The following is a 3,335-nucleotide window of genomic DNA, read 5'->3' as shown; positions in this document are numbered from 1 at the left end:
GCGCTGTCCGGCGCGGACGATGACGTTGCCGTGCTCGTCGCGGCGGGCGAGGACCGGGGTGATGACGCCGTTCTCGCGGATCGACGCGATGAAGTCCTTCGTCAGCGGGGCGCTGGTGCGCACGTTCGCCTCGATCACGAGGGCGGTCGGGTCGATGTGCTGAATGGTCCCGGTTCCGGTGGTGATAGTCACGATGGTTTCTCCTCAATCGGTGTGCGACCATGAAGGTGACAAGTCCCGTGGTTCTAGACCAACTACGGGGCTTTTGTCGTCTTCCTGATCGTTTTTCTTTGCCTCTCCGGCGAGTGATAACCAATTGAGTGGAGTCGGCGGAGTGACGCCGATCACGGGCGAAACAAGCCCGAAGGGCGCGTCCGAGAGAGACGGCACGCAGCCGATGGAGGGAGATAGGTTGAAACCGCGGAGAGGTGAAGAAAACCTAGAAACGCGCCGCGCAGCGGCTCCCGCCGGCGGTGCTCCGTCACCGCTGCGCGAGCGCAGCTCGCGCCCCCGACCGGGGAGACGGGTGTGGCCTTCGCCGTATACGCGACCGCGGTTCCGTCCAGCGCGAGACTGCGGCCTGTGGCAGTGTGTGCAGATGATGATGTGGCGTGAGACGGCATCAGCCGAAGCGCAAGAGGATCTCGACGGCCTTCTCGATCTGACGATGACTCGCGCCGTTGAGGCTCTCGGAAAGCGCGGCGAGCTCGGCCCGTTCTCCGCCTCGATCGACACCGACGGGCGCAGCGTTCTGAGCATGGTGGAGCAGGAGCCGGGTCGCGGGAACAACTCGTCCCAGGCGGACCTCGACGAGCTCCGGCGTGCGAGCAGAGAGAACCGGCAGTCGTTGCGGGCGGTCGCGTACGTCAGCGTGGTCACGATCAGCGGGAGCGGTGAGGCCATCCGAGTCGAGTCGGAACACCGGGAGGGCATCGCGCTGGTGGTCCTGGTTCCCTACACCCGGCTTCGTCTCCGCAAGCAACTGAAACTCGGCGAGATGCGCCTGCAGGCCGGCGTAGCCGACATCTGGGTGCCGGAGGTCTGACTTCCTCGCGACCGATGACCACGCGCGACCGCGTGTCCCAGGAGGAACGCGATGCCGAGCGTGAGCCAGGCGAGCAAAGGACCTGCCGCGTAGCGGCTCCCGCCGGCGGTGCTCCGTCACCGCTGCGCGTGCGGAGCTCGCGCCCCGCCTCCGGCGGAACACGGGGGAGCGCGAGGGGGTCACCCCTCGTGGCCGGCCCGAAGGCCGGCCCCTCCCCCGCGCTACTCGGCGGGCGTCAGGAACGCGATCAACGCGGCAGCCTCGGCGGTGCCGTCGTCGTAGACAGGCATCCCGCCGGGTCCGCACTCCCCCGGCAGTCCGAGCGTGTTGCGGGTGTGCGCGAGGATCTCCGCGTCGGTCGCGGTGGTGTTCTCCGGGTCCTCGTCGCGACTGGTCGCGAGGATGAGCGCGAGCTGTTCGGCCGTGGCGCGGCCTGTGTCGGTGCGGGTCATGGTGTGGTCCTCTCAGCGGTTCAGGAACGGGGCGACGCGGCGGATCGCTGCGCGGCGGGCGTGGGCGACGCAGTGGCGGAATGAGCCGCTGGTGATGCCGTGCAGCTGGTCGGAGTGCCACGCCTCCCAGACCCCGGACTTGCGGCGGGTGACGTGCACCGAGGGCATCGTCGTGGGGTCGGTGCCCACAACGCGGACGTCGACCGCGCGGGTGTTCGCGAGGGTGAGGTAGGTCTTCGCGGTGGTCTGCAAGTCGGTGGCGGTCTGCATGGTGTGGGTGCTCCCTCTGGCTGATCGTTTTTCTTTGCCTCTCCGGCGGGGAAAACCGCTTGAGTGGAGGCGGCGCAGTGACACCGAGAGCGGGCGAAATAAGCCCGCAGGGCGCGTCCGCTCTCGGTGTCACGGAGCCGGTGGAGCGAAATAGGTTGAAACCGCGGAGAGGTGAAGAAAACGGGTGGAACGGGCCGCATCGCGGCCTCCCATTGGCGGCGCTCCGTCGCCGCTGCGCGAGTGCAGCTCGCGCCCCGGAACGGGACACCGGGGAGCGTGAGGGGGCCGCCCCTCACGGGCGGGCGGCGCCGGCCCGCCCGCTTGGTTCCTTGGCTGGTATGCGGCGCTGGCGGATACGGTGGGCGGATGAACCGCCTGACGGTAGCTGCGATCGCGATCGCGGTGCTTACTCTGGCCAGCGGTTGCTCCGCGACTGCGCCTGAACCTGCGTCGAAAGCGCCGAACGGCGATCCGATCGTCGCCGCTCGCAACCTTCCTGATGCTGGTGGCGTCGTCGCCGTTAGCGACGCCAGTTCAAGCTGCGGCGAATACGTTCTTGAGCAAGGAAGTGACCTGCCTAGCGAGGCTCGAGCCTGCCTCGCGACGGCCGCCCTCGCAGGAGAGGATGCGGAACTGGCTTGGAGCACACCGACCACCGAAGGTGACCCGATCGTCTCGTTCGCGTTCGTCGGTGGCTCGATCGACGGCGTCGACGTGTACACGACGACAGCGTTCGATCGCCACAACGGTCTTGAAGAGCCCACGGGCGTGGGTGCCAGCTGGTCACTCCTGCACTGCGCCGATCCGGCAGATGTGCACGGTTCCGGCGACTGCGCACGCTACGTCGAGGGATGAACCCCGAGCCGGAGGCGTCGGAGACTGGGCCGCATCACGGCTTTCGACGTGCGGTGCTCCGTCACCGCCGCGCGCGCAGCTCGCGCCCCGCAACGGGGCACTCGGGGAGTGTGAAGGGTCGCCCCTCACGGGCCGGCGGTGCCGGCGAGGAGGGCGACAGTGGCTGCGGAGAAGAGAACAACGGCCGCGAGGAGTGCGCCGCGGGCCCGGGCGCGCTTGTCGACCGCGACCTCGGACACCTGCGCGGAGTGGAGCTCGGAGTCGCGATAAAGCGGCACGATACCGGCGACGACGAGCGCGGCACCTGTCACGGCCAGCAGCAGAGCGATCCCGTCCCACATGCCGACCAACTTACTCAGCCGCGGGGGCGGCGCTGCGGCGGGGTGCGCGCTGGGTGGTTGTGGTGACGACGGCGGTCGCGCGGGTGAGGTTGGGGCCAATGGCGTCGGCTTCGAGGACGCGGCCGGTGCGGCGGTTCTCGCCGTCGCCCCAGGCGACGGTGCGCTCGTAGCCGACGACGATCACGGCGTCTCCCTTGTGGAGGGAGGCGAGCACGTGCTCGCCGAGTTCGAACTTCGCTTCCACGTAGTGCGTGGTCGGGGCGTCGTGCGGGATCCACTCCCCCGCGCGGTATTCGCCGGTGTTCTCGATGACGCGCAGCTTCACGATCTGCACGCGGCCCGCCTGCACGGCCTCGGGGTCGGCGGCGAGGT

7 protein-coding genes are annotated in these 3,335 nt (G+C 69.0%); 2 read left to right on the top strand and 5 right to left on the bottom strand.

Annotated elements, in window-relative coordinates; translation table 11 throughout:
* Positions 1 to 192 (bottom strand): ParB N-terminal domain-containing protein (locus C5C95_RS16985; protein ID WP_181125747.1); only part of this gene is annotated, 192 nt, incomplete at its 3' end.
* A gap of 406 nt (positions 193 to 598) precedes the next feature.
* On the opposite strand from C5C95_RS16985, the gene C5C95_RS16980 reads away from it, so the two are divergent.
* On the top strand, positions 599 to 1,045 hold the full coding sequence (locus C5C95_RS16980) for a hypothetical protein (protein WP_146086164.1): 447 nt from the start codon (positions 599 to 601) through the stop codon (positions 1,043 to 1,045).
* Positions 1,046 to 1,266: 221 nt separating this feature from the next.
* On the opposite strand, the gene C5C95_RS16975 is transcribed toward C5C95_RS16980, so the two are convergent.
* Complete coding sequence (locus tag C5C95_RS16975; protein ID WP_104257587.1) at positions 1,267 to 1,497, bottom strand: hypothetical protein; 231 nt, start codon at positions 1,495 to 1,497, stop codon at positions 1,267 to 1,269.
* Positions 1,498 to 1,509: 12 nt separating this feature from the next.
* Positions 1,510 to 1,767, bottom strand: coding sequence for a hypothetical protein (locus C5C95_RS16970; RefSeq protein WP_104324910.1), 258 nt, complete (start codon positions 1,765 to 1,767; stop codon positions 1,510 to 1,512).
* Between the two features lie 366 nt (positions 1,768 to 2,133).
* Here C5C95_RS16970 and C5C95_RS17225 point away from each other — a divergent pair, with 366 nt between their 5' ends.
* Positions 2,134 to 2,622: a hypothetical protein gene (locus C5C95_RS17225; RefSeq protein ID WP_146084294.1), complete on the top strand. Its 489-nt coding sequence runs from the start codon at positions 2,134 to 2,136 to the stop codon at positions 2,620 to 2,622.
* A 125-nt stretch (positions 2,623 to 2,747) separates the two neighbouring features.
* Here C5C95_RS17225 and C5C95_RS16965 read toward each other — a convergent pair whose 3' ends face one another.
* Positions 2,748 to 2,963 (bottom strand): hypothetical protein, encoded by a 216-nt coding sequence (locus C5C95_RS16965; RefSeq protein WP_104324909.1) that lies wholly within the window; start codon positions 2,961 to 2,963, stop codon positions 2,748 to 2,750.
* 10 nt (positions 2,964 to 2,973) lie between these two features.
* The coding region (locus C5C95_RS17625) for a single-stranded DNA-binding protein (protein WP_374954319.1) at positions 2,974 to 3,335 on the bottom strand (362 nt) is incomplete at its 5' end.

It is taken from the genome of Rathayibacter sp. AY1B7, from assembly GCF_002932735.1.
Classification (GTDB): Bacteria; Actinomycetota; Actinomycetes; order Actinomycetales; family Microbacteriaceae; genus Rathayibacter.
Note: the sequence above shows the minus strand (reverse complement) of the source record. Positions and strands in the feature narration are given on the sequence as shown.